The sequence below is a fragment of the Paenibacillus silvae genome (genome assembly GCF_014639235.1).
GTDB classification, from domain to species: Bacteria; Bacillota; Bacilli; order Paenibacillales; family Paenibacillaceae; genus Paenibacillus; species Paenibacillus silvae.
Genome location: NZ_BMFU01000005.1, coordinates 240,915 through 266,913 on the forward strand (window position 1 = coordinate 240,915; position 25,999 = coordinate 266,913).

Sequence of the window (25,999 nt, forward strand, 5' to 3'; positions counted from 1 at the left end):
CGCCCCCTCTACTACGCGCTGCTCCTTGGAGTAAAGCTTCAAAAACGTGCTTTGGCTTGGCACGGGAACAGGGTAAAGCGCGACGAAAAGCTCTGGCCCTTTGAGGATAGTGCTTTTTTGCGTTGAAAAGCGTGGTTGGACATAATAGCCGTTTGCATCACAGAAGAATATAATAGTTTTATTATTACATAGCGTTATCCAAGTTGCATTAAGGAGGAAACAGGAATGAGCTTTCTAAAAGGATTAGGGCAGTTTGCTGGAGAGGTAAGTGGGAGAGTGCTTGGCGGAGGAGTCAGGGTTGTTGGTGAAGTTACGGGCAGTTCCTTTATTAAAGATATCGGGAACGGTGTAGAGAGAGCTACGATTAATACGGGTAAAACGGTAGGACAATTGGCCAGCGGCACATATGATTTGGCCAGTGGAGTCATTCGAAAGGATGACGGGGCGATCCAGGCAGGCTTTGCCGATCTGGGAAATGCCGTTAATGATACTGCCAAAGGTGTTGCTGTCTCTGCAATATATGTATATAACGGCGGAAAGGATGTTGTCATGGGCATTAAAGAAGATGACGTAAATCGAGCCAAGCTTGGCGCCAAACATCTCATTGCTGCTGCTGCCGTGACAACGCTCGCTGTCGGGGTACTGGATGCTGTAGACGGTGCAGATGCTGCTGATGCTGTAGATGGTGCAGATATCGATCCGGATGAAGGCACTCATTAAGACTCCTTCCATTTCAATAAACGAACTTAATTAGATTAACATTCACATCATCACCATAACAACCAAAAGACATGCAGCAAAGCTCAGGACAGCAATTACTGCCTGAATGCAGCTGAAGGACAGGTTTTCAATCCAGATCATGTGTTTCCTCTGCACAGCATATGAATAGACAAAAGCGGGGAGCACAACCGGAAGATACTGATAAAGATCCGGGCCATCCGTGCTCGGGAGTATTTTGTTGATATAAATAAGTGCTTTTTCATTAAAGATCAGCGCAGCATAAAGAGCACCAATGATCATTGAAAATATGAAGGGAGATAAGAGACGCACTGCTTTTCTCTGTTGCATGAAAGGACCATTCTTTTGGCTCGAATTATCGCGCATTATACAATCACCGCCCCTTCTTACTTCACCGTTTGACGAAGAAACGTTTTCTCCTGAAAAGCCCTGTAGTTTAGCACCCCCGCAACGATTGCAAGAATCGTCAAAGCAGCTGCAAACAAATAGAGATTCACAATTCCAATGTATTCGGCAAGCCAGGCCATACCCAGTAAAGAAATGCAGAATACGAGATGCATCATCGAGGCTTGAGCAGATAACACTTTGGGCAGCATTGGAGCTGCCACACTGCTTTGAATCAAAGTACGGCGATTAATCATGGCAAGCTCGGCAAATGGGCCCATAAGCATGACCAGAATCAATGCAGCGAGCGGTTGTGAATTTATTGCATAAATTGCGGTCAGCACTCCATACCCTGCCATGCCAAGCATCATCACTCCGAAATATCGGCGTCCAATAACTTTGGCCAGAGCAAGCACCAGCAATCCACCGCCAATGGTGCCGGCAAAATAAGCCGCATTAATGAAGCCCCACCATTCTTCTCCTTGACCAAGTGCCACCTGGACAAAAGCTAGGGTAAAAGCACCAACCCATATGGAACCCCCCAGCATGTCGATCATATCCATGAACGTAAGCACACGCAAACGTGGTGTTTGCCAGATCATTTTCCAGCCTTCCGTTAATGTCTGCCACCTGTTTGTGCCCGTTTCCGCAGTAATCCCAGCTGACTTTTGCAATTTACTTTTCGCCACCGTGTCTGCATGGTTTGGCTCCTGGACTCCAATGGTAAAAGCTGCAGCCAAGCCATAAATTATAGCAGTAACCATCAGCGTTGGGCTGGACCCGATCCACGCAACAATTACACCGCTCAGTCCCCAGCCGGCGAACTGCACAACTTGGTCGCTGACACTCATAAGTCCATTTGCTTTGAGTAATCCTTGCTCATGTGTCACCAACCGCGGTATCAACGCATTACGAGCCGGAGTTGTCCATCCATCGAGAAAAGACATCACAAATATAAGCGAGAATACCAGCATCAATGAGGAGGAATCCCCATTAAGTTGTAGATACAAGGCGAGACAAATAAACAGCAGAAACTGCCCTGTTTGTGACAATAAAAGCAGTCTGGACAATTGAAAGCGTTGAATGAGCAGCGGTGCAACAAGGCTGCTTAACATCTGGGCTCCACTGCGCATCAAGGGTAAAAGGGCTGCAGACACAAGTGAATTGGTGCGGTCCAGCACCATCACCGTAAGGGCCATAATATATAACACATCAGCAGCATTTGCTGCCGTCTGGGTTGTCCATAGATAATAAAAGGGACGTGTTAAATAAGAAGACTTCATGGACATGTTTCTCCGTTTCTATACCTGGTTATGAAAAAGCGTTAATGGATGCTCTTTATTAGATATCATATTGCCTGTAATCTGCTTCATCACATCCCGATCACGCAGCTCCAGTGATTCCGAATTGAATAGTTCCACAGATGTGATCCACTTCGCATCTGCAATTTCCGCTGCATTCAGCTTCAGTGAACCACCGATAATTTCACCGAGAAAATGAAATAAAACCACTTGCTGCTGCAAGCTGCTTATAAAATTGTATACTCCTGTCGACGCTGTCAGTCTAACATCATATCCCGTCTCTTCTCTCGCTTCCCGGTGCGCCGCATCCATTATTGTTTCCCCATACTCCACTCTGCCTGAGGGAAAATTCCATGTATTCTGGACAGATGGCTTATTTTCTTTAATAATAAGCACCTTGCCTTTATGTAGAATGGAAACACTTGCAACGAGTACTATCCCTTGCTGATTTTTCATTCCAAAAACATCCTCCAAATTCCTATAATTTCCACTTTCATAATTAGAACATACGTTCCTCAAATTGTAAATACAAGAATTATCCAAGCTCCCTTTCATCTGTACCAAAGGTAAAAAAAAAGTCCTCCCCATCCTCAAATGTCCTTTGCAAAAAGGCACACTTTAAAAGTTGGGAAAGGACTAATGAAATAACATGTCGTTACCTCTGTGAGCATTGCATCTTCATTTACATTTACATTTACATCTACACCTGCATTTACAATGCCTTCGCCAATTTGGCCGCACGCATTGATGCAGCAGCATAAACAATAAGTGCTGTCCAGATCAGAGCAAAACCACCGAGCAATACGGGCGATACAGATTCCTTAAACACAAATATGCTTAGAATCAGCATGATGGTTGGACCGATATACTGAACAAACCCGAGCGTAGACAGCGACATACGCGCAGCTGCCCGTGCGAAGAATAGCAGCGGCAGCGCCGTCACAACACCGGAGAGCAGCAATTCAAAAAACATCGTCGGAGGTAGCGTCCAGGCTGTGGTTTGACCAGCAATACCTAGATAAATCCAGTATCCTAACGCAAGGGGCAGGACAATTGCGGTCTCTGACAACAAACCGACCGATGCATCCTGTTTAATTTTTTTCTTCGCCAGGCCGTATAAACCAAAGGAGGCCGCCAGAGATATGGCAATCCACGGGAAACGCCCATAATCGATGGCAATAATCAGCACCGCAACTGCTGCAATGGCGATGGCGAGCCATTGTCCCCGGTTTGGTTTTTCATGAAGAAACACTACGGCGAGCAGCACGTTCAGCAGTGGGTTCAAGTAGTAACCGAGGCTGGTCTCTACCACATGACCGTTGTTAACGGCCCAGATAAAGATCAGCCAGTTGATCGCAATCAAAAGCCCGCTGGCCGTAAGCGGAAGCAAAAGCGAGCGGCTGGTCCAGATTCGTTTGACATCACTCCAGCGGCGCTGAATCGCAACTAATATTCCCATAAATACAAATGACCACACCACACGGTGTGACAAAATTTCACCTGCCGGCACATCATTAAACAGCTTCCAATATAGCGGGAGCACGCCCCACATGATATAAGCAATAATCGCATTAATTAATCCGTTGTTCATGATTCCTACCTCTCTTTTTAATCTCTGTTTTCTTTCTGTTTGTGTCTCAGATGTCTCAACGGATTATACGCCCGGCTACTTGCATAAGTAAAGAAATACTTATAAAAAAAAACAAAACAATATGCAGCTGAATGGATGCCAGCCGACATTGTCTTATGATTTTTTGTTATATCTCTATTTTGCTGACCAAAATAATGTATAGTATAAAAAAAGCTTTAGGAGGCTGAAATCATCATGTCAAAGGATATCTGGATTAACCTGCCGGTCAAAGATGTTGAGGAGTCAACATCTTTTTTCAATTCGATTGGCTTGCAAGCCATGAACGTCGGCAATGTGAGAGCCCAAATTTCGATAGGTCAAACGAAGATTCTTCTTTTTCCGATTGAAACCTTTGAAAAATTTACAGACTCCAAAGCGACAGAGCTCAGAGTGGAGAAGTAATCTTTTCTATTGGTGCTGATAGCAGAGAAGAGGTTGATGCCTTTATTCAAAAGGTAGAGCTTGCCGGAGGACGTGTCTTTGGCAGACCGGGTGAAACCGACGGCTGGATGTATGGTGCAGGCTTTGCCGATCTGGATGGCCACCGCTGGAATCTGTTGTATATGGATGAGAGCAAACGAAGCTAGGGGACGAATTCTCGTCCTGAACCATTTTCGAAATTCGGAACTCAGTCTATAGAAAAATAAAAAGACACTCGTCTGAGCGTCCATACGCTGGTATAATTTAATTTGTACAGCCAATTTGTGGTGGGTATAGACAAGCCTCCAGTGGGAGGTGATGTCTATGAACTTCGCTTTTTCCGATGTTCTCATGTTCGCGATGTTTGTTATTGCGCTCCTGACGTACATTGACAAGAAGAAGAAGTGACTCGCCACAGGTTGAAGGCCTTACGGGACGGGTCACTTTCTAAGTTACACTACGGGAGGAAGCCCACCACAAATAAAAGCTGTGCAGGAGTAGCCCGGCCAGGCTACTCTTATTTTTGTCTTGCTTCCATTTTATTAAACATCTGTGGACTTTACAACCATTAGAATGCGGAAAAGGTACTTTCAAAACGCTCAGCCATCAATTGTTTTCACTTTTTTTCTCAAATTTTTGCTGTAAACAAAAGGAATCCGCAGTATGCAAATCCCTTCATTTATTCTACTTCAACGCTGAGCCAGCTGTGATTCGGGATCAGTCGGTTGCTCAACTGGCGTAGTCGCTGTCGCTGTAAGCACAGATGCAAAACTTGTACCTCATGCCAAAACAGCGGTAAGAAAATTGTTAAGAGGTTGAAATCCGTTACTTCGCTTCGCCTACCACAGTAAAGCGCTGATTTTGATGCTGCGGCTTCTCAATCTCATCCACCAGCGCAATTGCATAATCGGCATAGCTGATGTAGCTGTTGCCTTCACTGTTCACAATCAAAACATCCTGACCTGCCTTATACTGACCTGTACGTACGCCTTCCGGATTGAAGAAAGCTGCCGGGCTCAGGAACGTCCACTGAATGCCGGAGGAAGCTTGCAGGTCCTTCAGGTTTTGCCCTTGATTCGAAGCAGTTGCTTTATACGCGTCCGGGAACCCTGGGGAGTCAACAAGGCGCATCGTTTTGGATTCATCAGTGAACAGGCTTCCTGCGCCGCCCACAACGATCAAGCGGGTGTTCGGTGCTTCTTTCAGAAGATTAATCAGAGCTTGTCCCACCTCAACGTGCAGGTTTTCTTTCCCCGCCGGAGCTCCAAACGCATTCACAACCACATCAAAACCTTGCACGTCTGAAGCCGTGAGATCAAATACGTCTTTTTCCAATACATTCAGACTCTTGTCTTGCAGTTTGGATGCATTACGCACAATTGCGGTTACTTCATGTCCCCGGTCCGCCGCTTCTTTCAAAATGATACTTCCTGCCTTGCCTGTTGCTCCAATAACTGCAATTTTCATCAACAATCTCTCCTTTAAAATGAAGTTTATTCAGATCATAGCTGTTTTTGAATTTCATAATGTAACTATAATTGTTACAACTAATTCTGTCAACCAGTTCTTCTTCTTATTTTTTAACCACAACAAGCAAAATATATGTGGATTCGTAAAACTTTGAAAGCAGATGCTTATCACCATTTTTTCCTCGCTGGGGAATCCGAAATCGTTGGGAATACATTCATTGGAAGAGAGTCCTCGCTCACAGTAACCTCTTGTGATGAGATATGTATAAATTTTACGGTCAGGCACACCATATTTGCTGTACTTTAGCATGAATTATGAAAGCTTGACAGCGATAATTCGCAGCGATACTATATCTCTTGAAGAGATATATGATATCCAACGAAAGCCAGGTGAACTTTAGTGAAAAATGGCGACACAGCCAAGCCGGATTCAGTCTCAACACAGTCTGCAACTGAAGATTTTGAACTTACTTCGACTGCATGGACAATATTGGGTTTTCTTTCTTTGCAGCCAAGGAGCGGATACGAAATTCGTGAAGCCGCGAAACGGTCGGTTCGCTTTTTTTGGGGCATTAGTGACGGACAACTGTATCCCCAATTGAAAATACTTGAGGATCTGGGGCTGATCGAAGCACCGAACGGTGTGGAGAGTCCCCGGTCACGCCAGCGATGGCAGCTAACGGATACGGGTCGGAAAGCTCTACGCAAATGGCTTGTCAGTCCGTCAGCCCATCTGCAGATACGCGATGAGAATCTTGTCAAATTTTTATTTGCTGCCCAAGAGGGACCAGAACTGCTGCTGCATTTGATCCGTGAAAGACGGGAAAGCTTCACCTGGTTTCTGAACACAATTAAAGAGACACAGCCGGGCAGCACATGGGAAAGTTCGAAGGAAGACCCTTCCCTTGCGGGACCACTTCTGCTGCAGCGCTATGGAATCGGGTTTGCGGAGACGGTTCTGGATTGGTGCGACCAAGCTGAGGCATCCCTGCTCTCTCCGGAAAACAAGAAAGCTTCTAACGACAAGGAGGAATCCCTATGACAAACGGACTGCAGGCCAGTGCCAAAAAACCATCGGCAGTTACGTTCACCCAGATTTTGTTTTACTTAGCGGCGGCTGTGAATATTGTAAACGGCATCTACTCGCTTGGCAGTCAAGGGACGGTTAAAAAATTGATATGCCTGGCCATGATCGTCGTCGGTGTCGCTTCTATATGGGTCGGAGCCCGTCTTAGTGCTCCCCGCGCATCACGGCGCAGTTTAGCCATCTCACTATCTGTTGTGATAATCGTGCTAAGGCTCATCGAATTTGCCGTCTGGCAGAGTATCGGTTTTTTGCTGGGTGTTATTTTGCCGGTGCTCATTATTTGGAGGCTAAGCAGCACTGAAGCAAAGAACTGGTTCAGCTTAAAATGACAATTTGACCATCGCCGTGCTCAGAGCCAAGCCACATAAGGGGAGTTTTTACAACCATGAGACTGATCAAGCGCCTGCTTCTAATTATGCTTGCTATTATCGTGATCGCCTCGCTCGCCATAATCACTTACGCTGCTACACCTCTTTCTTCCTGTTCGTTTCCGGAAAAAGTAGTTTCCGATGTCTCAACAAGTGGTCTCGGTCAATCGAACTCAAGCGGCGGTAAGCCGTCCGCTGCAGATCATGTACAATATGCGAACGCAAATGACCATACTCGTCTGGCTTATCGGGCATACGCTCCTACTAGCCCGAAGGCCGTTGTCATTTTTTATCACGGTTCTGGCGCGAATAGTGGAGCGGGGTATCAGCCGATCGGGGAGGAACTGAGTCAGCGTTTCGGAATAGCGACGTATTTGCCGGACATTCGAGGTCACGGCTTGTCCGAAGGTCCCCGTGGAGACGCACCAAACGTTCAGCAGGTGTACGATGATGTCACAAGCATCATTGACACTGCGCACCATCAATTTCCTTCCGTGCCTGTATTTTTGGGCGGGCATTCCGCGGGAGCAGGGCTAGTGATCAATTATATCAATTCGCCGCATCCCGAAGCCGTGAATGGTTATCTGTTCGTCTCGCCGGATTTCGGTCCAAAATCCGACACCATGCAGGAAGGCAACGGAAATTTCGCAACGGTATGTGTCAAATCGTTCATAGCCAACGCCCTGACAGGTGGGCTGCTCAAAGGACATGCAATCGGTGTTCGGTACAATTACTCGGAGGAGCAATTGAAGTCAAGCATCGGGCTCATCCAATACAACACCGTTAATATGGCGCTGGCGCTTAATCCTTCCCATCCGCCACAGGAAGTCGCCCGGATAGACAAGCCTTTCGGGTTATGGATCGGGGCTGAGGATGAAATTATGGACCCGCAAAAAGTAGCCGCATTCGCCGGCTTGGCGACACGGGTAAGTCAGCAATCATCAACGGAAATCATGCCCGGCGAGAAACATTTGACGATTTTAAACGACGCCGCAAAGCTGATGGGCCCTTGGGTATTACAAGCGTTAGCTCATTGATACGTACCTCCTCCATAATCACTTTCATAGTGGTTATGGAGTTTTTTTGAATATTGGATTCTTTTTTACTTCCCATCATTTCAAATAAAAAAGGACACACTTCCTCGCGAAAACTATTCGCTGGAAATGCGTCCTGCTATTTTTGCAAATCACTATTCAAAAAACACGCTTAAACCCGTGCCAGATTAACAATCCTTATCCGGTACACCCGCTTCTTCACGCGTACGGAACGATGAACCGCAGCCACATGTGGCTACTGCATTCGGGTTATGAATGGTGAAGCCGCCGGACATGCCGGATTCTTCAAAGTCAATTTCAAGTCCATTCAAATATTTCACATTTTCTTTCTCCACAACAACCTTCATGTCATGAATGTCCATATATATATCCTCATCGGACTCTTTATCGTCAAAGCCCATGGCGTACGAAAATCCGGTACAACCGCCCGGTGCTACGCCAAGACGCAGGAACATTCCGGGTGTCTCTTGCTGTGCAAGCATCTCTTTCAATCGGTCAGCAGCCGTTTCGCTAATGTTAATCATGCCAGGTCACTCTCCTTTTCATCGACTCTTCCCTTTAAATTATACTCCACCCCGTCAAGGGGCTCAAGTCATGTTTGCCCGTTTCCGCGTTCACCCTGAACTCCTTTTTCTTCCCAGTGTATTGAACCCCCGGGACGCGAGGTTTATAATGGATAGGTGGTCACTCTGAAAATGTCAATATTTTGCCATGACTTATTCGGATGATGGTCATATATAGAGTTGTAATTTTTTTCACATTTCGAGACTGTACTGCAGTCCCCAATGCATAGAGAGTCGCCAGACTCATTTTGGAAAAATGAAACTTTCGCATGCAGCACAAGCGCTGCACCGGGTAATAAGAGTTAGTCTTTTATAAAGAAGGCGGCAGTTGACCGCATCTTTGCTATGTAGTTCTGCTTAGAAGCCCTACACATCACAACTCGAATTCCGGTAAAGAACAGGAGGAAACAGCATGTCTACATTGGTAACACCGTTCACAGACAAAAGAATGGCTGAAATCGTTGAGAAAGTGCAGAACGGCGTAAGGCTGAGCGTAGAAGACGGCGTCTATCTGTACCAAACAGATGATCTGCTGACTTTGGGCCAGCTGGCCAATGAGGCCAATCTGCGGAAGAATGGCAAGAAAGTTTATTTTATCGAGAACATGAGCCTTTATTTCACCAACGTATGCGAAGCTCGCTGCGCGTTTTGTAATTTCCGCAAAGACCAGGGTGAGGAAGGCTCTTATACGTTATCCGGTCCTGAGATGATCGATTACGTGGAACAGCATATTCATCCGGGTGTGCGTGAATTCCACATTGTCGGTGGACATAACAACCATGTTCCTTTTCAATATTATGTCGATTCCCTGCGTGCTTTAAACGAAAAATATCCGGATGTTACGCTGAAGGCGTACACTGCTGCAGAGATTGATTTCTTCACCCGCATCAGCGGCCTGAGCATTAAGGAAGTGCTGCAAGAGCTGCAAAAGGCTGGCCTGAAGTCCCTGACGGGCGGCGGCGCAGAGATTCTGTCAGATGAATATCGTAAAAAAATGCGTGTAGATAAAGCGAACGTAGATCGCTATCTCGAAGTTCACCGTACTGCTCATAATCTGGGCATGCGTACACATACTACGATGCTTTATGGCTCCATCGAGTCCTACGAGGATCGTGTAAACCATATGGCGCAGATTCGTGAATTGCAGGATGAAACCAACGGATTTATGGTGTTCATTCCGCTGTCCATGCAGCCAAAAAGCAAATCTGCAAGCATTATGCGCCGTAACTCTGCGTATGAGGATCTCAAAACGATTGCAATCAGCCGCCTGATGCTGGATAACATTCAGCATGTGAAGGCTTATTTCATTAATATTGGTCCGCAGCTGACACAGGTAGCGCTGAGCTTTGGCGCATCTGACGTGCATGGTACCATTGTACGGGAGAAAATTAGTCATGCTGCTGGCGCACTGACACCGGAAGGACTGACACGCAAAGAGCTGATTTGGCTCGTCAAAGGAGCAGGTCGTATTCCTGTAGAACGGGATACGTTCTACAATGAAATCCAGGTTTACGAATAGTTCTGTTCCCCCACATCAATAATAATCTGAAACTATAATTACAACAGCAAGGGCATCACTCATCCAGGAACGAAACCTTATCTAATCAGGGGCACGTTTATACAGAGTGATGCTTAACTGTGGTCTCATATCTCAAATTTTCAATTTCTCAATCTGAAATATTTATTTTTTAAAACTAAAACAACACACAGAGCAGCTATGTCAATGCATAGCTGTTCTGCAGGTTACAGCCCCAAGGCTTGGGACTGATGCAGAAAGGAAGCCGAGTCATGAAAAATTTCGTCATTCTTGGAGGCGGCTATGGCGGCCTCACCATCATCAAGGAACTTCTGGAAGGTAAAATCCCCGCAGACACACAAATTATTCTTGTGGATCGCAGCCCATTCCAGGGGTTGAAGACCGAATACTACGCACTCGCAGCAGGAACCGTATCGGATTATGACCTGCGCATTCATTTCCCGGTCAATGAGAAAGTCACCCACCGCTTCGGTGAAGTAACGGCCATTAACCTGGAGCAGCGTCAGATTGAATTTGAAGGCCAAGAACCGCTTGAATATGACAAGCTTGTGATTGGACTCGGATGTACGGATCGTTTTCACAACACCCCCGGCGCCGAGGAATATAGCTGTACCATTCAAAGCTTCAGCAAAACACGCGAGACCTATCTTCGTCTTAACGAGGTCAAAGCTTATGGACATGTACACATCGTGGGCGGCGGTCTAAGCGGAGTTGAGATGGCTGCGGAGCTCCGTGAAAGCAGACCTGACCTGAATATCACCATTCTGGATCGTGGTGAGCGGGTACTCTCCGCATTCCCTCAACGTCTCTCCTCTTATGTTCATGAGTGGTTCAGCGAGCATCAGGTGGAAGCGCGTGGACATATTGCCATCTCCCGCGTTGAACCTAACGCCATTTATAACCGCGACGAACTAATTCAGACAGATGCCGTTGTATGGACGGCGGGTATCCAGCCGGTGAAGGTGGTTCAGGACCTCAATGTAACCAAGGACCCGCAGGGTCGTGTCGTATTAAACGAATATTATCAAATTCCGGAGTATACCGACGTGTATGTTGTAGGTGACTGTGCAAGTGTACCTTATGCACCAAGTGGTCAGGCTGCGGAGGTTCAGGGTGAGCAAATCGCTCATATTCAGCATGCGCTTTGGAAAGGCGAAAAGCCCAATCCGCAGCCGCTCAAGCTTCGCGGCACATTAGGCGCACTCGGCAAGAAGGCTGGATTTGGGCTAATGGGCAAAACGTCCATGATGGGACGTGTGCCTCGTATTTTGAAAAGCGGCGTGCTCTGGATGTCCAAGCGCCATCTCGGTTAATCGAGATCCAGCGCATCCCAGGCATCCGCTTCGGCGATTTTGGCAAGAATGGCGCTGTATAGATCCTCCACTTTGTCCGTGGTGACCACTTCACCATTAACCAAGGCAAAAGGGGTCATATAGCATTGACCGCAATTGGTCAGACAGCCATATTCGATAACGTCATAGTCCGGATTTTCATCCAGTTGGTCCATGACTTCATCTGTGCCAAAATGCATATTGTTAGCACAAAATTCAATAATTGGTCTCATTTCATTCACCTGCTTTGTTTGACCATTTTAATTTGTGGTCGTTTGTAATATACTATAAGGAGGAAAGGAGTTGAACAATATGAGCGAAAACGCACAAAGCACCATGTATGATGAGGTATCTGATGTGCTTGATAAACTTCGTCCGTTCCTGCAGCGCGATGGCGGTGACGTGGAACTGGTCGACGTGGAGGACGGCATCATTAAGCTGAAACTGGTCGGTGCCTGCGGCAGCTGCCCAAGCTCCACCATTACATTAAAAGCCGGGATTGAACGCGCCCTTCTTGAAGAAGTTGAGGGTGTACAAGAAGTCGTACAAGTATTCTAATCAATCCTTCACGAAATAAACCTCAGAGAGCCTTTCGCTTCGCAAGAAGCGGAGGGCTCTTTTTTGGTACCCTGTTATATTGTTGGCCTGATCGGATCAAGCCCTCCAGACACATCCATAATGTTACCTGTGATAAAATCCGAATGATCCAGGCACAGATAGGTAATCACTCTTGCTATATCTTCCCCGCTGCCCGGGCGCCCTCTTGGTGTTTCCTTATCAGGTATGTTCGCAATGTCATTAATGGTTTTCTCTTTGTTCGCACCGCGAATATCTCCAGGGCATACCATGTTCACTGTAATCCCGTAAGGTGCTTCTTCCACGGCAAGAGTCTTTGTAAACGAAACCAGCCCCACCTTCGCAGCAGCATATACGGCACGGTGAGGCCACGACCTCGCTTCACCGGCATGACTGAAGCCAAAATGAATAATCCGCCCCCACTGCTTGCGGCGCATCTCCGGCAGGACGAGCTGATCCAGAATCATCGGTCCCAGCAGGTTGCCCTGCACCAACATCTGCACCTCTGCCTCGGAATAGTCCGCAAACACCCGGCGCTCACGTACGAATGGCCCCGCGTTATTGACTAAAATATCGATATGCCCCAGCTGCGTTTCCACGGCAGCTACAAGCGCATGAATCTCTTCTGCTTTGGATATATCTGCCTGTACAGCAATACAACGCACGCCTTTGGCAATAATCTGAGCTTGAAGCGCTTCAGCCTCTGATCGGCTGTGCACATAATTGAGGGCAATATGGCATCCTTGATCTGCCAGACTAAGTGCTGTCATTTTCCCAAGGCCTTTGGCACTTCCCGTTATGAGGGCAATCTTTCCCTTCACGTTCATCCCCCTCTTCAAAGAGCAGTCACTCATCCAGTATAAAAGATTTATGCTTCCCTCACAACTTGCCCACTCTTTACTATGTATTCCAGTTGCAAAAATGTGTATGTCAGGGACCATATCCTTATCAAAAATTACAATCATGATTTGAATATCAGGACTTTTGTAGGAAAATAAACCCTTAAAACCCACAAATGCCTTGATTAAATGTAAAATGCTATGGTACCCTCGAAAAGTCATTATTATCTTATGATGATAACGACATAATACATATCAACATGTACATGCCTGCATTACATGTCTTGAAAGGATCAAAGAAATGAACAAGAAATGGCTGCACCTCGTATTCTCTCTGCTTCTAATTACCACATTGCAATTCACATCATGCGTGCAGGTATTTGCAGAAAGTGACAGTTCCATCACCACAGATTATGAATGGAAGGATGGACCTGCAACCGTATCGCTTGATGATAAAGCTACATTAAAAGTAGCGGAAGACCTGATGTTTCTGGATGCAGATAATACCAAGAAATTTATGGAGGATTCTGAATCTTTCCCGAACGGAAGCGAGATTGGAAGTCTATACGGCGCTGGTGAACAATCCAATTGGTATGTTATTTTTGAGTATAATCATACAGGTCATATTGATGATAGTGACAAAAACGATCTGGATGCGGATGAACTGCTTGAGAGCTACAAACGCGGCACAGAAGAACAAAACCAAAAAACAAGTGCTGAGAATCAGTTAAACATTGTGGGCTGGGATATCGAGCCCGCCTATGATAACAGCAAGCATCAATTGCGATATTCATTAGCATTGGAGGATGCACAGCAGGAAGCACTTGTGAATTACAACGTAAATGTGTTGACACGTGAAGGATATATCGGCGTTATTCTTGTCACGGACAGCGCTAACTTTGAACAAAATCGCAAGCAATTTGAAGAACATGTGCTGAATAATCTTACGGTTAACAGCGGCTATACATACGGTGAATTTGATGCTTCTCTGGATAAAAAATCGGAGCTTGGCCTAACCGGCCTCATTCTGGGCGGAGCCGGGGTTGCCGTTGCCAAAAAGGTTGGCCTGCTGCTCCTGCTCAAAAAAGGCTGGATTTTCATCGTTGCAGCCCTCGCTGGTGCTTTCGGATGGCTGCGCCGTAAACTAACGGGTAGAAAAAATACTCTTGCCGCATCATCAACGGAATCGCCGGAGGCTCCTACACTCTCTCCTGCAGAAGAAGCGTACCGGCAGCATGCAGCGGGACAAGAGTCTTTATCGTCTGCAGCAGATGACGACCCAAATAAAAGATCATCGTAGAATACATTACTAACCTTTATCCCTTTGCTCATAAGCGTATATCATGATCATTCAAAGAAAGCCCCGTACATTTCAAGATAAGAAATGTGCGGGGCTTTTAATTTAAACTATTCTTTTATAACCTTAAATTTAAATAACATATTTCTTTATTACCTTAAAACGCAGGTTCAACTGCACCTTGGTAACGCTCTTTGATGAATTTTTTCACATCTTCGGAGTGAAGAGCTTCAGCCAGCTTTTTGATGGCATCTGCATCTTTATTATCCTCACGGGATACCAGAATGTTTGCATATGGATTGCCTTGCAGGTCTTCAATCAGCAGCGCATCTTTAGCCGGATTAAGATTAGCCTCAAGCGCATAGTTTGAATTGATGAACACCAGATCGGCTTCGTCCAGCTGACGAGGCATCATCGCTGCATCGAGCTCGATAATTTCAAGATTTTTCGGATTCGCTGTAATGTCCTGTTTCGTAGAAGTAATGTTGGTATTGTCTTTGAGGGTAATCAGACCTTTCTTCGCCAACAGCAGGAGTGCACGTCCGCCATTGGAAGGGTCATTGGGAATCGCTACTTTTGCGCCGTCCTTCAGTTCATCCAGCGATTTAATCTTTTTGGAATAACCGCCAAAAGGTTCTACATGAACCGGCGTTACAGCAACCAGATGGAATCCGCGCTCTTTATTTTGCACATCCAGATACGGCTGGTGCTGGAAGAAGTTCGCATCCAGTTTGCCATCCTCCAGCTGCTGGTTTGGCTGTACGTAATCGTTGAATGTAACCACCTGCAAGCGGATGCCCTGTGCTTCAAGCGCAGGCTTGATGCTTTCCAGAATTTCAGCATGAGGTGTAGGTGAAGCCCCTACTTTCAATTCAACGGTACGCGGAGCGCCTGCTGAATTATCCGCACCGCTGTCCGATTTCTTGTTGTTGCCGCAAGCTGCAAGCACTGCAATTAACATCAAGCTGAGTAGAACAATAGACCATTTTTTCATCTGTAAAACCCCTTCGCCTTATATTTTTTCATCTATGTGTTATTTCCTGGTGAAATAAATGACCAGACGATCGCCAAGCATCTGCAGAAGCTGGACCAGAATAATCATGGATATAACGGATATAATCATGATCTCGTTCTGATAACGGTAGTATCCGTAGTTAATTGCCAACGTTCCCAATCCGCCGCCGCCAACCATACCCGCCATAGCCGTGTATGATACCAGGGTAACAATCGTGATGGTAATGCCGGCAAGCAAACCCGGTAGCGCTTCTGGCAGCAGCACACGTCTGACAATCTGTCCTGTGGATGCCCCCATTGCCTGTGCCGCTTCAATGACGCCGCGATCCACTTCTCGCAACGTATTCTCTACGAGACGCGCAAAGTACGGCGCAGCCGAGATAACCAGAGGTGGAATGACACCAAGCACCCCGGTAGCTGTCCCCACCAGCGCACGTGAAACTGGAATCAGAGCAACAATTAATATGATAAAAGGTACGGAACGTAAGATATTAACAATGACGGACAAAACAATATAAGTTACTCGAGATCTGGCCGATGCGGATCGCCCTGTCATAAATAGAATTACACCAAGCGGCAGACCAAGCAGAACGGTGAACAAGCCGGATGCGCCCAAAATTTGTAACGTCTCAATCGAGGCGGTGCCAACCTCATCCCAGTTTACTTTTGAAAAATCCATTAACGAAGCACCTCCATATCAAGTCCTTCTGCGGCAAGCTCGGATAACGTCTGCTCGATGGCTTGAACATCGCCCTCAAACCTAACAGTTAATTGACCATAGGGAACTTGCTTGATGGTAGAGATTGTGCCCTGCAGAATGGCAAAATCCACGCCTGTTTTGCGAACAGCTCGGGATAAAATCGCTTCATACGTTTTGTTTCCCAGAAACGACACTTTCACCAGTTTGGATGATACACCGGTTCCGAGCTCCGTTCCGGCATTTGCAAGCACCATTTCTTCCAGCGCCAGTCCACCTTCACGATCACGACTCACGAAATCCCGAGTAATCGCATGCTGCGGCTTCAGAAACACTTCAGTTACTGGCCCTTGCTCCACAATGCCACCTTGATGGATTACTGCCACCCGGTCGCAGATGTTCTGAATAACATGCATCTCGTGGGTGATAAGCACAATCGTCAGATTATACTTTTCGTTGATATCCAGCAGCAGCTTCAGAATGGAATCCGTTGTCTGCGGGTCTAGCGCAGAGGTCGCCTCATCACAGAGAAGCACACTTGGATCACTTGCAAGCGCTCTTGCTATGCCAACCCTCTGTTTCTGTCCACCCGATAGCTGTGCCGGATATTTGCTGCTGTGCTGCTCCAGACCGACCAAAGCCAGCATCTCCTTCACCTTGCGGTCAATCGCATCCTTGGGTGTATTCACCAGCTTTAACGGAAAAGCAACGTTATCGTACACTGTCGCAGAAGACAACAGATTGAAATGCTGAAAAATCATGCCGATCTTGCGTCTTTGCTGCTGAAGTTCGCTTTTGCCAAGCTCCGTCAGATTAACTCCATCCACCCATACTTCGCCTGCTGTCGGACGTTCCAGCAAGTTAATGCAACGAATCAAAGTGCTTTTCCCCGCACCAGAGTGACCAATAACACCGAATATTTCACCCTTCTGAATGCTTAAATCGAGCTCTGACAACGCCGTGGTTGTCTTGCCACGCCTGCCATATGTTTTGGTTAATCCAACCAGTTCTATCAATAGTTCGGCTCCTTCCCCATCACCTACATATATCTTTACCCGAAGGAAGGGAAAACTCCCCTTTCTACGCAAAAAAAGAGCCCTTTGCAGATACAAAGATGGCTCTTCACGTGAAATGACCTTCTCATCTGCCAAAATCATATTGACTATGATTCTGTAGGAATTAGCACCTAACATCTGTAATGAAACACATGCGTGTCATCAGCACAGATCGGTTGCCGGGCTTCATCGGGCCTGTCCCTCCGCCACTCTCGATAAGAGAAATATATTGTTTGTAGGATAATATAGGTTCTTGTAGTTCATCAAGTATAATGATCAAACCGCATCAAACATTACATATTTAAACTGCATTAAATGCTACAATATCAAAACTGTATTAAATAGTGCATTTTAGATAAATAACAAATCCATGTAAGTTCTGATCTGCAACTCAGTATAGTCCAAGTATTCCGATTTGTCAAAGGGTATTATTTCATTAAGCTACTGTGGTAAACGAGTAAAAGCTTGATGCCATTATCGCCTCATGCCTTGTTTACGCCAGATTCGAGTTATATATCGATATGCCGTGTGCAGAGTTTCACAGACCATATCCACACCCTGCTGCATCTCCAGCAGATGCTGATCCAGATCCTCCAGCTTGACTTTCCCCTTCATCGTCTGATGCAGCTGCCATAGATCGTCCTGCATTTCAGAGTTCATGTAATGAATCTCCATATTACGCCGCTTGCGGAGCCTGCTCATGGGTTCACGATAATCTTCCTTGATCTTGATTAATTGCAATGCAAGTGCATGGTGTTCCCGATGATAATCAAATTGCCTAAGTACCGTATAATAAGAGAAATGCACCTTCGTCTTGGAAGTATTCAACTGAAATATTTCATTCAAAACGGTTCCCAGTTTGTCCAGGATGGCAAAGCAGCGAATAAATGCATCCTTATAAAAATAAACATAACGCGCATACTCCGCCTTTTCGGCAGAGGTCATATCTTCGGTTGAGCCGGCAACTACTTTTTTACGAAAATGGGCTGCTGCAAAATAACTCTGCTCCAATTCATCCAATGACGATATCAGCCCTTGCGTCCAGATATAAAGCTTCCTGTAATCATGTTCCGGGTCATGGTCCACATGCATTTGGCGTTCAAATGAATCCAGCGTGTGTGCCATCGTGTCCATCGCTTCCTTCAGAATCCCCTGATTGACCCGCGGCTTCTCACCAAGTAACGTACGCAGCATAGATGTCCTCCTCTTTGTCCACTGATGATGCAAAATGTATGATGTCACAGCTGCTGGACAGTCACTACCTCTCCCCAATAACGGCTGCAAATGCTTGTAATCATTATAACTCGGTTTAGGTTGCCCTGTTGATTCAAACATCAAACAAAAAACAAAAGTCCACCTGCTCCAGTAATCTGTATCACCGAAGAGTGGACTTTCCAATTATAGTGCAGCCTGGATGCAAGTGCAGGGTCAAAAGTGAAGGATTTAAGTTAGACAACTGCTTCAGTTTAGAAGCGATTTACCGGGCGATACAGCTTGTACACCAGGAAGCTCATATACGTCAGCACACCGAATAATATGGCGATATCCAGCATATGCGCGAGTGCTACAAACATATACACCTCTGGGCGGCTCATCGTCCACATCATAAACATACCGATAACTACTTGCATCAAAATCAATATTACCGATAACACACCCAGCGTACGCAATTCCCGATTATCCGGATGTTTGCGATACGCAAAATGTCCCAGAATTGCAATGACAATCACTAATGATGCCGCAGCAAGACGGTGAGCAAATGCTACAGCTACCCCTCCCGAAAGCTCAGGAACGATCTGTCCATTACATAGCGGGAACCCGGAACAACCTCCAGCAGAGTTTGTATGACTCACAAATGCCCCTGTATACACGACCAGATATGTGTAAATGGTGGAGAACCAGACCAGATTGCGGAAGCCTTTGCTGACACGTGGATATCTGTTCAGTCGTTCCAGACCGCCGTACCTGGATTCCTGCCGAATACCGAGAGCCATCATTAAGGAGCTTGCAAACGCAATTAAAGCAAATCCGAAGTGAAGCGCCATGACCGCAGAGGATTGTGAGAATACCACGGCAAAAGCGCCCATGATCCCCTGTATAATGACAAATACAAGGGTCAGAAATGAAAACAGCTGCAGATCACGACGCTGCTTGCCAAATCGCAAAAAGGCAACAAACGAAGCAATGGACAGCAGGCCCGCCAATGCACTCACGGCACGGTGGGAGTATTCAATGAGAGAGGCAACAGTATGTGCAGGAACGAGCTTCCCGTTACATAAAGGCCATTCGTTACCACATCCAAGGCCTGATTCTGTTTTGGTTACGATTCCGCCTCCAAAAGTGGCCAAGAACATAATAAGACAGGTTAATACGGTCAACCATTTAAACAATGTTAAGTGCTTCAATTTTTTCTCACCCGCTGTTAGTTTAAGATGGCGAAGAAAATCTTCGCTTCATGATCGTTCGTTTGATATTTTATTCTGTACTTTGACACTAATTTCACAACTAAATTTATTATAACGGATAAAAGCATCATTGACTCCGTGCTTTGTGACAAAATGTTAACGTCTGTTAAAATTTTGACTCGATAGTCATATTATGCCCATCCTATTGGATGAATAGCTTTGTTGTGTAATTTATTTATGTATTTCTTACTTTAGAATTTTTTTATATTCGTTTTTATTATGTAAACGCTTGGGTGTGCATTTTTTTGTTTCTTCAGTACTTTGTTTCTTCAATGATGTACGGAGTTTTGTTTGTTCAGCGCTTCTGCGGTGTGCTTTGTTAGTTTGGTTGCTTTATGGTCGTTTTTGTTTGTTCAGTGCTATGCTTGTTCGTTGCGTTATGATGCAGCTCTTCGTAGTGCTTTGCTTGTTCAGTGCTAAATTGTGCAGCGCTTCTCTTGTTTCTTGTGTAAGATTTTCCTGCTTTCTGGAGGTGAAACTTTATGAGAACAGATCATAAGTATCTCGGCTTCCCCCATTTGTAAAACCAGATACAAAACACAGGTAGTTGTCACCCTCTTATTGTAACGATCCCAGATGAGCTTATGTAAGCAAAATAGAGCTTCCTTAGATTCTAACGATCCCCAGAAACCTTATTTCAATTAAAACCCGCTAAATATGTCCCATTTCACATGAAATTCTTGAAATAAGCTTTCCTGAGATCGTTACAAAATAAAAACATGTAATTTGGGCCAAATAGCGTTTCTGGGATTCGTTAGAGTAACGGAACTTGCCTAAAAAGCTGCACCACACCGTTCACCCATTCCCTCACCATTGCCCTCCCCCAGTAACTCATTAGTGCCGTTCTCCAAATGGTTTGAATCGCAAACTTGTGATTTCATGGAAATCAATTACAAATCACATCCACAACATGCACAACATGCCTAACTAAGCAGAAAAAAGGCTGCCTTGAAGCCAGATTACGGCTCAACCGACAGCCCTGAGTTTGAGAAACTTGTTCACAGTATGCCCTGCATCTGAAAAATCAATTCCTTGCTGCCCACTAGTCATGAGACAGGGCACCCGTGCTGGAATGGTTGGAATGGTTATCCTAATAGCGGCTTCGCATCATGTGACAACGAAACGAAACGCAGTACATTAGCACGGCCTACCCTTACTTGTGAATCGTGTTGTATACCTCAACGGCGCGATCCAGAAATTGCTCAATCTCTTCACGCGACTTGCGCAACTTGTTTACATAACGCACCAGTTCTCGTCCATCCGTATAGGCAACAAAGCTCGGAATACCCAAAATATTCTGTTCCTGACTTACCGGGCCAACCTGATCCACGTCGACTTCAATCAGTGTCAGATCACGTGAATACTTCGTTTCTACCTCTGGCATAAACGGATCGATGTATTTGCAATCCCCGCACCAGTCTGCCTTGAATACGACTACCGTCAAACGCGGCGATTGAATCGCCACATCAAATTCCGGCTTGGATGTAATCTGTTCCATAGTCACATCTCCCTTTCTGTACCTTGTCTCCATCTTAGTGAAGCAAATTGGCGATTGGAAGTCAAATGTTCAGCGCATACTTAGAATAACCACAAGTCCTGACTTATCAAACACATTTTTCATGAAAGGATGTTCCATTCATGACTTCCACCAGAAGTGACACGTCCGAAACACATCACCCTGCTTCGTTTTTGCAGATGGTTCGATCAATTCCCGGAGCTGCCCGTGAAGTATGGCGCGGCAAACAGGCCGCCTGGCAGGCATCCTCACTGCTTCGACATCCTCTGCGGGATCTGGGCTGGAACTCGGATACAGCGGCTGCTCTGCAAGCCGAGGTTGAACGGCTGTTACCGGGAACTGGCGGCATATCGCCATCCCGCAGCATTCAGGCGAACAGTACGCTGGTGTGCGAGGAGGATTGCATCATCCTTGAGGACATCAAAACGCTGACAAAGCAGCATAATCGCAGTAATGCGACCCGCACAGCTGCGTATCTGGAATGTTACGAGCAGTACCCCGAACTGCACTGGGCACTGCTGGCGCATATGGTGTCCCGCAACGGCGGGTATCACATGACGGATTTGCACAGCGACCTGATGCATAACCTGCAGAATCAGGAGGATCGTGAACATATGTACCGCTTGCTGGAGCGATGCAATGCCCTTATTTTCCAGGATGCCTATCCCCAGTTACAACTCTATATACACAGTCGGCGGCTTGGACGAAGCTGCTTTCATCTGTTGTCCCATTTTCACGTATCAGCGTTTATGACCCCGTTCTGGGAGCGATTTTGGCTGGAACGATGCAGCTCTATATTAAGTGTGGCCTTAATTATTAATGAGCAGAATTATATTGAGAGCAGAGTCGTACAGCATCCCTATTTTCAAAAAGTAGTGCTCTCCAAGCCTGCTTTTCATCTGCACAATCTGGCCGGACTGAATCACATCGTTTTCCCTCTTGGACAAGGAGCGGGACTCGCCGGGCGGGTCATTGAGCATTTCAGTAAAATCAATGAGCGTATCCAGTTCGGCAAAGGCCTGTATGCGTTATTATTCGGTGTAGAACAAGTGCTTCAGCAGGTACTGGAATTCGCACGCGCCATACCCCACAGAGGTTCACGCGCTGAATATTGGCCCGGACTGTTCACGACACACCATGCTGGACCCCAGGATCACAGGCTGTATGCTGAAGCTTTGCTGAACGAGGAATGGCTTCCGGAAGGACAGCGTTTGTATTCGCCGGAGCTGCTTGCTGTTTGGGGAGATACACCGTATGAACCGATTACAAGACAGGATTGGCTCCAGACAAGAGATTGCCTCGGATACCTGACGGCGCCCCGCAGGCCCTGGCTGTTCGAGATGAGTCATGAGCATCGGTACGGCATGCTGAAAACCGCCCTGGCTCATGATGTACAGCAGATCACTCACTAGTTCTGCATTAGACCTTGCGCCATTCTCGGTTCTCACCTGCACCAACAAAATCTACAAACAAAATTCTGCAAACCAACAAAACGCACAAAATAAAACAAAGCGCAATTCGCTACAGAAGCGAACAGCGCTTTGTTTATCTTATCTTTTCTTTTCTATCTCATCCCCGTTGCCCTGCACCGCGTTGCAGACGCATAAGCGGACGGAGAATTTTTTGCAAAATCCGTGGATAACTGCCCAGCTCGTCCTTGCGCAGTACGCGAAGCATCACCATCAGAACAAGGTACACCACAACGACCAGCACGCCTACAACCACACAGGTCAGCAGGAATGATACACGTGCAGGCAGGAACGCGCCAAAGATCTGATTTCCGCTCCAATTGGCTGCAAAACCGACCGCTGCCGCGAGAAGCACCGTAACAATGAAGCCCAGCCAGCGATCGCCCATAATAGAGAAATCTACAATTTTGCGCAGCACGCGCAAATTCAGATACGTAATCACCAGGAAACAGAGGGCCGTTGCAATGATGATGCCATAGATGCCAAACAGCGGCGCCAGAATAAGACTCGCAATCAGCTTGACGATAATGCCCGCCGCTACGCTGATCATGGTAATCCGCGGTTTACCTACCCCAAGCAGGATCGAGTTAGTAGTCATCATCGTAATCTGGAAGATGGTGCCGAACGTCAGCAGCGCAATAATCGGCGTTCCATCCGGGCTCGTGAACAGCAAACCGTTTACCGAATAAGCAGCTGCACACAGCGCGATCACAATGGGCATGCCCGTCAAGATGGAAATACGCATGGCCAGCGTAACCTGGTTTTTCAGATGCAGCTCATCCTTACGGGCAAAAGCCGCCGAAATCACAGGTACCAGAGACTGGCTCAGTGCAATCGCCAGAATCGGCGGAATGCCTGCAATACTTTGTGCCTTCGCCCCCAGAATAGCCAGTACGCCAGTCGCTTCCTCCAGCCCGATCCGTCCACTGAGCAGCGGAACAACAAGGGAGGAGTCAATAAAGTTGATTGCGGGAACCGCAAGGGAGGACAACACAATCGGAATCGATAATTTGAAAATATCAGCATAAATGCCCCGCATCGGCAGCTGTTCTGCCCGCTCATAATTCAGCTGTGCCGCACGATCATTCTTGCGCAGCTTTAGTGTGAAATACAGCATGACGGCAAACGCCCCGATACTGCCAAACACACCCCCGAAGGACGCGCCAGCCGCAATGGTCTGATCATCGTAATTCCACTGAAGCATTAAATATGCTACTACAATCGCTGTACCTACACGCGCGAACTGCTCCACAATCTGCGATATACCGCCCGCGGTCATATTGCCGCGTCCCTGGAAGTACCCACGCATCATGGCTATTGCCGGGAAGAGCAGCAAGGCCGGAGCCAGCGCCCGAATGGCACTCACAGATTCTGGCACTTTGGAAATGTTGGTTGCATAGAAAGGTGCCGCTAACCATAACAGCACAGACATGACCACACCGGCCACTGCCGCAAAGATCAAGGCAGCGCGGTAAATCTGCTGCGCTTCCCCCGCACGTCCGAGCGCGTAGCGTTCCGAAACCATTTTACTCAGCGTACTCGGGATACCTGCGGTTGCAACAGTTAACAGCATTAAATACACCGTATTGGAGATCGTAAAGGATGCGTTACCGATATCTCCGAGGATATGCTCCAGCGGCACGCGCTGCACCAGACCAAGCACCCTTGCAATCAGTGCGGCGGCCGCCAAAATGAGCGTACCCTTAATAAATGTTTCCTTCTTAGACAAAACGAATTCCCCTTCTTTCCCCCACACCGGACCTCACTCCGGCCCTAAGCTATCTAACCTGACATTCTAGGCGAATCGGACCACCCAAATAATGAATAACACAATCATCACCAGCTGCAAAATAATCTTCATCACTGTGCTCGTAAACAGCCCGACAACAGAGCCGAATCCAACCTTGGATGCCTTGGAGGGGGAAGACCCTCCGATTAATTCCCCGATAAATGCGCCAAGAAACGGGCCGAGAACAAGTCCAAAGGCCGGGATGACAAATGGCCCGATAATGACCCCGATTGTACTCAGCGTTGTGGATAGCTTGGAGCCGCCGAACCTTTTTACACCCCAAGCACTGACCACGTAATCCGCCACGAACAGTACAACAACAATCAGAACCTGAATAATCCAGAACCATACACCGAACGGATCAAAGCTGAAAAACCAGCCGTAGACCAGAAACGCGAAGAAAATCGCAATCGCACCCGGCAGAATCGGATATACCGTGCCAGCCATGCCTACTGCAAAGAGCAGTACAATTAAAATCCAGCCAACGGTTGCAAGCAAAGGTTATTCCCCCTTCAATATATGTTCACGAATCAGGTGGGCAATGCCGTCTTCATTGTTACTTCCAATAATCATATCCGCTGCCTGCTTCACCTGCTCCTGTGCATTGCCCATGGCAACCCCCAGACCTACCGCTTCAATCACGGCAAGATCGTTCAGACTGTCACCTACAGCAACCACTTCCGACATGTCGATGCCCAGCAGCTTGCACACTTCGGCTACACCGGTCGCTTTGGATACATTCGCCGGGTTAACCTCAATGTTCACAGGGGAGGAATTAGTCATTTGCAGACCACCCATCTCCTGCAGCTCCATCATAATCTGATGACGAATCTCATCATCCTCGGTCGTGAAGCCAAACTTCAGCCATTCCCGTCCTTCAAGATCATCCGTCCAGCGATCACGATTAAACAGTTCCTCCACGGAGTATGCCCAGTACCAGCTGTTATATTTCTCCCCGATCTCATACATCTTGCGAATCAAGGACGGGTCCATCAGATGGCGCATATGCAGCTCATGCGGCGCTTTCCAGACCTCACTGCCGTTAACCGTTACCATCGGAGTCTCCAATGCAAGCTGTACCGCATAAGGCATGGCGTGATATACCGCTCTTCCTGTAGACAGGCACACATGTACCCCGCGACGGATTGCAATCTGTATCCATTTGGCCGTCTCCTGTGTAATTTCATGATTATCATTCAGCAGCGTACCGTCCATATCCAGGGCGAGCAGCTTGTATTTCAGTTCACTCATGCTGTAAATCCTCCTCCAGTATTTCTCTCTCCATTAAAACAACAAGATCGCCCGGTACCTGCCAATGGCAGACTCCCCCGGACGTCACAGCTAACGACATTTTACCACAGAACATGCATATGCAACAAAGTAACCTGTATTCGGCGCT

28 protein-coding genes and 1 riboswitch are annotated in these 25,999 nt (G+C 46.8%); of the genes, 11 read left to right on the plus strand and 17 right to left on the minus strand.

All coding sequences use genetic code 11. The annotated features are described in order from the left end of the window. Window positions 1-225: 225 nt before the first annotated feature. Window positions 226-720, plus strand: coding sequence for a hypothetical protein (locus IEW26_RS18835; protein WP_188593453.1), 495 nt, complete (start codon window positions 226-228; stop codon window positions 718-720). Window positions 721-762: 42 nt separating this feature from the next. On the opposite strand, the gene IEW26_RS18840 is transcribed toward IEW26_RS18835, so the two are convergent. The 4 genes from IEW26_RS18840 to rarD all read right to left on the minus strand — a co-directional run bounded on the left by IEW26_RS18840 (window position 763) and on the right by rarD (window position 4,014). Continuing rightward, window positions 763-1,068 (minus strand): hypothetical protein, encoded by a 306-nt coding sequence (locus IEW26_RS18840; RefSeq protein ID WP_229729927.1) that lies wholly within the window; start codon window positions 1,066-1,068, stop codon window positions 763-765. A gap of 56 nt (window positions 1,069-1,124) precedes the next feature. Continuing rightward, complete coding sequence (locus IEW26_RS18845; RefSeq protein ID WP_188593455.1) at window positions 1,125-2,405, minus strand: MFS transporter; 1,281 nt, start codon at window positions 2,403-2,405, stop codon at window positions 1,125-1,127. Window positions 2,406-2,423: 18 nt separating this feature from the next. Further along, complete coding sequence (locus IEW26_RS18850; protein ID WP_188593456.1) at window positions 2,424-2,879, minus strand: NUDIX hydrolase; 456 nt, start codon at window positions 2,877-2,879, stop codon at window positions 2,424-2,426. A gap of 256 nt (window positions 2,880-3,135) precedes the next feature. After that, entirely contained in the window at window positions 3,136-4,014 is an 879-nt protein-coding gene (gene rarD, locus IEW26_RS18855) for an EamA family transporter RarD (protein WP_145405384.1), read from the minus strand. A gap of 234 nt (window positions 4,015-4,248) precedes the next feature. On the opposite strand from rarD, the gene IEW26_RS30650 reads away from it, so the two are divergent. Both IEW26_RS30650 and IEW26_RS30785 read left to right on the plus strand, forming a co-directional pair. Further along, on the plus strand, window positions 4,249-4,455 hold the full coding sequence (locus IEW26_RS30650) for a hypothetical protein (protein ID WP_308423500.1): 207 nt from the start codon (window positions 4,249-4,251) through the stop codon (window positions 4,453-4,455). Window positions 4,456-4,797: 342 nt separating this feature from the next. Next, window positions 4,798-4,881 (plus strand): putative holin-like toxin, encoded by an 84-nt coding sequence (locus IEW26_RS30785; RefSeq protein ID WP_373288506.1) that lies wholly within the window; start codon window positions 4,798-4,800, stop codon window positions 4,879-4,881. Window positions 4,882-5,298: 417 nt separating this feature from the next. Here the strand turns inward: IEW26_RS30785 and IEW26_RS18865 are convergent, their stop codons facing one another. After that, a complete protein-coding gene (locus tag IEW26_RS18865; protein ID WP_188593457.1) occupies window positions 5,299-5,940 on the minus strand; it encodes an NAD(P)-dependent oxidoreductase in 642 nt (213 codons plus the stop codon). 402 nt (window positions 5,941-6,342) lie between these two features. Here IEW26_RS18865 and IEW26_RS18870 point away from each other — a divergent pair, with 402 nt between their 5' ends. Genes IEW26_RS18870 through IEW26_RS18880 form a run of 3 tightly spaced genes read left to right on the plus strand, consistent with a single transcriptional unit; the run spans window position 6,343 to window position 8,434 of the window. Beyond that, window positions 6,343-6,984 carry a PadR family transcriptional regulator gene (locus IEW26_RS18870; RefSeq protein WP_188593458.1) on the plus strand — a complete coding sequence of 214 codons (642 nt, stop codon included), beginning with the start codon at window positions 6,343-6,345 and terminating at the stop codon, window positions 6,982-6,984. Beyond that, a complete protein-coding gene (locus IEW26_RS18875) occupies window positions 6,981-7,358 on the plus strand; it encodes a hypothetical protein (protein WP_188593459.1) in 378 nt (125 codons plus the stop codon). Before IEW26_RS18870 ends, IEW26_RS18875 begins: the two co-directional genes overlap by 4 nt. Window positions 7,359-7,414: 56 nt before the next feature. Beyond that, window positions 7,415-8,434 carry an alpha/beta hydrolase gene (locus tag IEW26_RS18880; protein WP_188593460.1) on the plus strand — a complete coding sequence of 340 codons (1,020 nt, stop codon included), beginning with the start codon at window positions 7,415-7,417 and terminating at the stop codon, window positions 8,432-8,434. Window positions 8,435-8,619: 185 nt separating this feature from the next. On the opposite strand, the gene IEW26_RS18885 is transcribed toward IEW26_RS18880, so the two are convergent. Further along, on the minus strand, window positions 8,620-8,976 hold the full coding sequence (locus IEW26_RS18885; RefSeq protein ID WP_123064700.1) for a HesB/IscA family protein: 357 nt from the start codon (window positions 8,974-8,976) through the stop codon (window positions 8,620-8,622). A gap of 451 nt (window positions 8,977-9,427) precedes the next feature. Between IEW26_RS18885 and mqnE the strand changes: the two genes are divergently transcribed. Both mqnE and IEW26_RS18895 read left to right on the plus strand, forming a co-directional pair. Continuing rightward, window positions 9,428-10,534, plus strand: a complete 1,107-nt coding sequence (mqnE, locus tag IEW26_RS18890; protein ID WP_111269507.1) for an aminofutalosine synthase MqnE — start codon at window positions 9,428-9,430, stop codon at window positions 10,532-10,534. A 269-nt stretch (window positions 10,535-10,803) separates the two neighbouring features. Further along, a complete protein-coding gene (locus IEW26_RS18895) occupies window positions 10,804-11,865 on the plus strand; it encodes an NAD(P)/FAD-dependent oxidoreductase (protein ID WP_111269508.1) in 1,062 nt (353 codons plus the stop codon). Here the strand turns inward: IEW26_RS18895 and IEW26_RS18900 are convergent. Beyond that, window positions 11,862-12,116: a YuzB family protein gene (locus IEW26_RS18900; protein ID WP_111269509.1), complete on the minus strand. Its 255-nt coding sequence runs from the start codon at window positions 12,114-12,116 to the stop codon at window positions 11,862-11,864. The two genes, IEW26_RS18895 and IEW26_RS18900, sit on opposite strands and share 4 nt — an antisense overlap. Before the next feature lie 79 nt (window positions 12,117-12,195). On the opposite strand from IEW26_RS18900, the gene IEW26_RS18905 reads away from it, so the two are divergent. Then, a complete protein-coding gene (locus tag IEW26_RS18905; RefSeq protein WP_053783253.1) occupies window positions 12,196-12,441 on the plus strand; it encodes a NifU family protein in 246 nt (81 codons plus the stop codon). 74 nt (window positions 12,442-12,515) lie between these two features. On the opposite strand, the gene IEW26_RS18910 is transcribed toward IEW26_RS18905, so the two are convergent. After that, window positions 12,516-13,280 carry an SDR family oxidoreductase gene (locus IEW26_RS18910; RefSeq protein WP_145405392.1) on the minus strand — a complete coding sequence of 255 codons (765 nt, stop codon included), beginning with the start codon at window positions 13,278-13,280 and terminating at the stop codon, window positions 12,516-12,518. Between the two features lie 319 nt (window positions 13,281-13,599). Here IEW26_RS18910 and IEW26_RS18915 point away from each other — a divergent pair, with 319 nt between their 5' ends. Beyond that, the gene (locus tag IEW26_RS18915; protein WP_188593461.1) at window positions 13,600-14,598 is read left to right on the plus strand and encodes a DUF2167 domain-containing protein; all 999 of its coding nucleotides are present in this window, start codon (window positions 13,600-13,602) and stop codon (window positions 14,596-14,598) included. Between the two features lie 154 nt (window positions 14,599-14,752). On the opposite strand, the gene IEW26_RS18920 is transcribed toward IEW26_RS18915, so the two are convergent. The 6 genes from IEW26_RS18920 to IEW26_RS18945 form a co-directional block, all read right to left on the minus strand. After that, window positions 14,753-15,589 (minus strand): MetQ/NlpA family ABC transporter substrate-binding protein, encoded by an 837-nt coding sequence (locus IEW26_RS18920; RefSeq protein ID WP_111269512.1) that lies wholly within the window; start codon window positions 15,587-15,589, stop codon window positions 14,753-14,755. A gap of 39 nt (window positions 15,590-15,628) precedes the next feature. Beyond that, a complete protein-coding gene (locus IEW26_RS18925) occupies window positions 15,629-16,288 on the minus strand; it encodes a methionine ABC transporter permease (RefSeq protein ID WP_111269513.1) in 660 nt (219 codons plus the stop codon). Continuing rightward, window positions 16,288-17,322: a methionine ABC transporter ATP-binding protein gene (locus IEW26_RS18930; protein ID WP_111269557.1), complete on the minus strand. Its 1,035-nt coding sequence runs from the start codon at window positions 17,320-17,322 to the stop codon at window positions 16,288-16,290. Before IEW26_RS18930 ends, IEW26_RS18925 begins: the two co-directional genes overlap by 1 nt. Window positions 17,323-17,443: 121 nt before the next feature. Then, window positions 17,444-17,583: riboswitch (SAM riboswitch) on the minus strand. Window positions 17,584-17,835: 252 nt separating this feature from the next. Continuing rightward, window positions 17,836-18,555, minus strand: a complete 720-nt coding sequence (locus tag IEW26_RS18935) for a Cthe_2314 family HEPN domain-containing protein (protein WP_188593462.1) — start codon at window positions 18,553-18,555, stop codon at window positions 17,836-17,838. 272 nt (window positions 18,556-18,827) lie between these two features. Then, window positions 18,828-19,766, minus strand: a complete 939-nt coding sequence (locus tag IEW26_RS18940) for a COX15/CtaA family protein (RefSeq protein ID WP_188593463.1) — start codon at window positions 19,764-19,766, stop codon at window positions 18,828-18,830. A 1,213-nt stretch (window positions 19,767-20,979) separates the two neighbouring features. Beyond that, window positions 20,980-21,324 carry a thioredoxin family protein gene (locus IEW26_RS18945; protein ID WP_188593464.1) on the minus strand — a complete coding sequence of 115 codons (345 nt, stop codon included), beginning with the start codon at window positions 21,322-21,324 and terminating at the stop codon, window positions 20,980-20,982. Between the two features lie 140 nt (window positions 21,325-21,464). Between IEW26_RS18945 and IEW26_RS18950 the strand changes: the two genes are divergently transcribed. Continuing rightward, on the plus strand, window positions 21,465-22,754 hold the full coding sequence (locus IEW26_RS18950; RefSeq protein WP_188593465.1) for a DUF2515 family protein: 1,290 nt from the start codon (window positions 21,465-21,467) through the stop codon (window positions 22,752-22,754). A 157-nt stretch (window positions 22,755-22,911) separates the two neighbouring features. Here the strand turns inward: IEW26_RS18950 and IEW26_RS18955 are convergent, their stop codons facing one another. From IEW26_RS18955 to IEW26_RS18965, 3 genes are all read right to left on the minus strand, one after another. After that, window positions 22,912-24,540, minus strand: a complete 1,629-nt coding sequence (locus tag IEW26_RS18955; protein ID WP_188593466.1) for a putative polysaccharide biosynthesis protein — start codon at window positions 24,538-24,540, stop codon at window positions 22,912-22,914. 66 nt (window positions 24,541-24,606) lie between these two features. Then, a complete protein-coding gene (locus tag IEW26_RS18960; protein WP_505845731.1) occupies window positions 24,607-25,098 on the minus strand; it encodes a DUF456 domain-containing protein in 492 nt (163 codons plus the stop codon). 3 nt (window positions 25,099-25,101) lie between these two features. Next, a complete protein-coding gene (locus IEW26_RS18965; RefSeq protein ID WP_184182858.1) occupies window positions 25,102-25,851 on the minus strand; it encodes a Cof-type HAD-IIB family hydrolase in 750 nt (249 codons plus the stop codon). Window positions 25,852-25,999 lie beyond the last annotated feature (148 nt).